At 73.9% G+C, this 5,006-nt stretch carries 5 protein-coding genes; 3 read left to right on the forward strand and 2 right to left on the reverse strand.

The window, feature by feature from the left end; translation table 11 throughout:
- Window positions 1-281: 281 nt before the first annotated feature.
- Window positions 282-725, reverse strand: a complete 444-nt coding sequence (locus B7L92_RS29675) for an ATP-binding protein (protein WP_081240444.1) — start codon at window positions 723-725, stop codon at window positions 282-284.
- Window positions 726-981: 256 nt separating this feature from the next.
- Here B7L92_RS29675 and B7L92_RS29680 point away from each other — a divergent pair, with 256 nt between their 5' ends.
- From B7L92_RS29680 to B7L92_RS29690, 3 genes are all read left to right on the forward strand, one after another.
- Window positions 982-1,203, forward strand: coding sequence for a hypothetical protein (locus tag B7L92_RS29680; RefSeq protein ID WP_081240445.1), 222 nt, complete (start codon window positions 982-984; stop codon window positions 1,201-1,203).
- Window positions 1,204-1,273: 70 nt separating this feature from the next.
- A complete protein-coding gene (locus tag B7L92_RS29685; protein WP_081240446.1) occupies window positions 1,274-2,767 on the forward strand; it encodes an aminotransferase class I/II-fold pyridoxal phosphate-dependent enzyme in 1,494 nt (497 codons plus the stop codon).
- 353 nt (window positions 2,768-3,120) lie between these two features.
- The gene (locus tag B7L92_RS29690) at window positions 3,121-3,576 is read left to right on the forward strand and encodes a cyclic nucleotide-binding domain-containing protein (RefSeq protein WP_081240447.1); all 456 of its coding nucleotides are present in this window, start codon (window positions 3,121-3,123) and stop codon (window positions 3,574-3,576) included.
- 41 nt (window positions 3,577-3,617) lie between these two features.
- On the opposite strand, the gene B7L92_RS29695 is transcribed toward B7L92_RS29690, so the two are convergent.
- Window positions 3,618-4,916 (reverse strand): MFS transporter, encoded by a 1,299-nt coding sequence (locus B7L92_RS29695; protein WP_081240448.1) that lies wholly within the window; start codon window positions 4,914-4,916, stop codon window positions 3,618-3,620.
- Between the last annotated feature and the right edge of the window lie 90 nt (window positions 4,917-5,006).

Consider the following 5,006-nt stretch of genomic DNA (forward strand, 5'->3'; position numbering starts at 1 on the left):
ATAAGAGACAGGGCGGGGGGTTCCGGGGTGGGGGGTGGACGTGTCAATGAGCATGCGGTTCGCTCCCGAACGGTGGTTTCAGGGATCTACCGCGGGGCGGTCGCCGCCGGGACGCCTGGAGGGTCCGCAGCAGGCCGTACCGCTCCCGCTGGCGCGCCTCCGGTCCGAAGCACGAACTCCGATTGCCCTGGCCCCGGTGGAACAAACTCCGCTTCGTCGCACAATCCGCGGGGGCCCGGTCGGCGCCCGGAAGGGTTCGGGCTTCGGCGCGCGGGACGGCCTCAGAACAGGGGCACCACGGCGGTGATGCACTTGCCGCCCGCGGGGAGGTCGGAGACCCGGACGTCGCGGGACAGCCGGCAGACGATGGGCCAGCCGTGGCCGCCGGGCCGACGGCGCCCCTGCGGGTCGGCCGCCGGCAGGGGGGCGGGCAGTTCGTCGCTGCGGTCGCTCACCGACAGGCGCACGGCGGGACCGCTGACGTCGACCTGGAAGTCGGTGACGCCGCCCCCGTGCAGGATCGCGTTGGTGGTGAGCTCGGAGGCGACGAGCAGCGCGTCCGCGAGAGCGTGGCGGTCGCAGGGTGTGCGGGTGGCGCGGCAGCGTTCGGACACGGCCCGTTCGACGGCTTCGCGCACCTCGGCGGGCCGGCGCGGACAGGACGGTCCGGCCCGGCGCACACCGGGCGGCTCGAAAACGGATTCGGTCATGTGCTCCTCACACATCCTGTGGCTCCCTGATCGGTGACGAGACAGGCTGAGGTGAAAGGCCGGCCGACGGACGCGGCAGCCGGATCGGCTGCCCGGCCTCCGGCGGGGCACGCGGGTGCTTCCGGTGCCCCGTCCGCGGTCGCGGGGGTGGTCCCCGTCCTCGGACACCGCGGGTCTCCTGTTCCGGCTCACCTGTCCAGATGCGGACAAACCTCCCGGCTGTTTCCCGGTTGCCTGCCATCCGGACGGCGCACGGGGGTATGCGGAGTGCATGACCGATGTGGTGGACTCCGACGAACTGCTGCGGCGCATCCAGCGGGCGCGGGCCTGCGCGGCGCAGGAGGAACGGGCGTGGCGGGCCAGGAGCGAGGAGACCGGACGGACGGATCCGGGCATGGCGCGCGACGCCGAGGTGCGCAGGACGGCCTACGAGGTCGTGTTGCGGGTGCTGGACGAGATCCTGACGCCGGGCAGGCACCCGGCACGGGGCTGACCGGGCGGTCGCGCGGGGCGTGCCGGGGCCGGGCCGATTGCCGCGGGCCGGGCCGGGCACCCGGGGGGGCATGACTGTCGATCACAGCCGGGCACCGGTTCTGGAAGCTCTGGAGGACTATCACCGCAAGGGGCGACTGGCGTTCACGCCGCCGGGGCACAAGCAGGCCCGTGGTGCCGATCCCGCGGTGCGCGCGGTGCTCGGGGACGCGGTGTTCCTGGGGGACGTGCTGGCCTCGGGCGGTCTGGACGACCGGCTCACCCGGGGCCAGGTGCTGGAGCGGGCCCAGGAGCTGATGGCCGACGCGGTGCACGCGGACCACACCTTCTTCAGCACCTGCGGCAGTTCGCTGTCGGTCAAGGCGGCGATGCTGGCGGTCGCGGGTCCGCACGAGAAGCTGCTGATCGGGCGGGACGCCCACAAGTCGGTGGTGGCGGGGCTGATCCTGTCCGGGATCGAGCCCGTGTGGGTGGAACCGCGCTGGGACGCGGAGCGGCACCTCGCCCATCCGCCGTCGGCCGAGGACTTCGAGCGGGCCTTCGACGCCCATCCGGAGGCGCGCGGCGCGCTCGTCACCAGTCCGACGCCCTACGGCGCCTGCGCGGACCTGCGGTCGATCGCCGAGGTGTGCCACCGGCGTTCGCGTCCGCTGATCGTGGACGAGGCGTGGGGCGCGCATCTGCCCTTCCACCCCGACCTTCCGTCCTGGGCGATGGACGCGGGCGCCGACATCTGCGTGACCAGCATCCACAAGATGGGCAGCGGCCTGGAGCAGGGTTCCGTCTTCCACCTGCGGGGCGACCTGGTGACGCCGGCGCTGCTGGGGATCCGCGCGGACCTGCTGGACACCACCAGCCCGTCGGTGCTGATCCACGCGGGGCTGGACGGCTGGCGGCGGCAGATGGCGCTGCGCGGCAAGGAACTGCTGGGCGCCACGCTCGATCTCGCGGCCGAGGTCCGGGCCGCCGTCGAGGAGATCGACGGGATGCACGTCAACGACCGCGACGACTTCTGCGGCCCCGGTCTGGCGGACGACTTCGACCCGCTGCCCGGCATCATCGACGTCGACGGCCTCGGGATCACCGGGTACCAGGCGGCGGACTGGCTGCGCGAGCACCGGGGCGTCGACATGCACCTCGTCGACCACCGCCGCATCGGGGCGCAGATCACCCTGGGCGACGACCGGGAGACGGCCGGCGAACTGCTCTCGGCGCTGCGGGACCTGCCTCGGGCCGCCCGGGATCTGCCCGAGGCGCCGCGGGTGGAGGTGCCGCCCCCCGGCGAGCTGCGGATGGAGCAGGCCCTGCTGCCGCGGGACGCGTTCTTCGGGCCCGCCGAGGACGTGCCGGTGAGCGAGGCCGCCGGACGGGTCGCGGCGGAGATGATCACGCCGTACCCGCCCGGGATCCCGGCCGTCCTGCCGGGCGAGCGGCTCACCGAACCGGTGCTGCGCTATCTGCGCACGGGGCTGGCCGGCGGCATGCACCTGCCGGACCCGACGGACCCCGGGCTGGAGACGTTCCGGGTCGTCGCCGAGCACGCCGAGGACACCGCGAGCGCCTAGCACACCGAGAGCACCGGGGCGTGGGACGGTACCGGGGTGAAACGGGTCACCCGACCCGGTTCCCGTGCCCCGGAACCCCGAAAATGGTTTATCGTTCACCCATACGTGGTGACGGAGTCGACGTCCGGTCCTCCGTGCGCCACCGCTTACGGCCCTGGCTGGTTTCCCCCGTCCAGCCAGGGCTTTTTCATGCCCGGCGCGGTGGACGCGCGGTGCGGCCGGGGGCCGGCGGGACGGCCGGTCCGGGTCCGGCGGCGGAACCTTCGTCCGCCGAGGTGCCCCGTACGGCGTCGGCGGCTGAAATGGGCGTAGGGAAAGCACCGGAACCGATGCCCGGCGAGGAGCCCCGTCCCATGACCAAAGCGATCAAACTCCTGACCGCCCTGCCTCCCCCGCAGCGGCAGCGGCTGACGGCGCTCGCCCGGGAGGCGTCGTTCCCCGAGGACGCCCGGATCTTCGAGGCGGGAGGCACCGCCGACCGCTTCTGGGTCATCCGCTCCGGCGCGGTGTCCCTGGACCAGCAGGTGAACCACCTGCACCGGGTGACGGTGGCCGGCCTCGGCGTGGGCGACCTGCTGGGCTGGTCCTGGCTGTTCCCGCCCTACCGGTGGGACTTCGGCGCCGTGGCCTTCAGCCCGGTGCGCACCTACGAGTTCGACGCGGCGGCCGTGCTCCGGCTGTGCGAGGAGGATCCGCGGCTCGGGCTGACCCTGGTCCGCGGGATCGCCGAGATCCTCGCCCACCGGCTGGAGATGACCCGGGGGCAGCTGCTGGAGCAGTACACGATGCACCGGCGGAGCGCGCTGTAGGGCCCGTCCGGCACGGACCGCCGGGCGGGCTGGGCCGCGCCTCACACCCGGTAGCGGCGCAGCGCCGGCATCGCGGCGGCCAGGGCGAGCATCACGACGACGACCAGGATCCCGCCGCCGGCCACGGCCGTCCGGGGGCCGAAGGCCGAGCCCGCGGTGCCGTGCAGGACGTCGGCGAGCCGGGGGCCGCCCGCCACGACGACGGTGAAGACGCCCTGCATCCGGCCGCGCATCTCGTCGGTCGCGGCGGACAGCAGGATCGCCCCGCGGAACACCATCGAGACCATGTCGGCGATCCCGGCGACGGCGAGGAAGGCCACCGCCAGCCACAGGTTGCCGCTCAGCCCGAACCCCGCGACGGCGGCGCCCCAGACCACCACCGACCCGATGACCATCCAGCCGTGCCGGCGGGCCCGGGAGTACGTGCCGGAGAGCAGCCCGCCGGCCACCGCGCCGATGGGTATCGCGGCGAACAGCAGCCCCAGCGCGAAGCCCTCGCCGTACGGGGCGAAGGTCTCGGCGGCGAGCTGGGGGAACAGGGCGCGGGGCATGCCGAGGACCATGGCGACGATGTCGGCGAGGAAGGACAGCAGCAGCACCGCGTGCCCGGAGATGTACCGGAAGCCCTCCACGATCTCCCGGACGCCCGCGCGGCGCGCCACCCGCGCGGTGAGTGGCGGCAGGGCGGGCAGGCGGTACACGGCCCACACCGTGGCGCACAGGGCCAGCGCGTCGATGAGGTACAGCTCGGGCAGGCCGACGACGGGGATGAGCGCGCCGGCGAGCAGCGGCCCGGCCACCTGGCCGGTCTGCATGACGGTGGAGCCGAGGGCGTTGGCGGCCGGCAGCTCGTCCTCGGGAACCAGGCGGGCGATGCTGGCGCTGCGCGCCGGTGCGTTCAGTCCCCAGAACGCCTGCTGCACCGCGAGCAGGACCATCAGCACGGCCACGGACTCGAGCCCGGCGGCCGCCTGGCCCCAGAACAGCAGCGAGGTGACGGCGATGCCGGTGTTGGTGATCAGCAGCAGTGTGCGGCGGTCCATGCTGTCGGCGATCGCCCCGCCCCACAGCGCGAAGACGATCAGCGGCAGCAGTCCGGCCAGGCTCGCGGTGCCGACCCAGGCGGAGGAGCCGGTGATGTCGTAGATCTGCTTGGGCACGGCGACCGCCGTGAGCTGGCTGCCGACCGCCGTGACGGCGGTGGACGCCCACAGTCGGCGGTAGGCCGGGCGGCGCAGGGGGCGGGTGTCCATCGCCCAGCGGCGCCATCCGCGGCGCGGGGGTGCCGGGGGCGCCGGGTCGTCCGCCCGGGGTTCACTGCTGCTCTCGCTGGTGTCCACGACCGTCCTGGTTGGTGCATACATCTTCCTGGCCGGGGGTCCGGGGACATCCGCTGCTGCGACACTGAACCCCGGCCAGGAAGATGTATG

The sequence above is a fragment of the Streptomyces viridosporus genome (assembly GCF_002078235.1).
GTDB lineage: Bacteria > Actinomycetota > Actinomycetes > Streptomycetales > Streptomycetaceae > Streptomyces > Streptomyces viridosporus.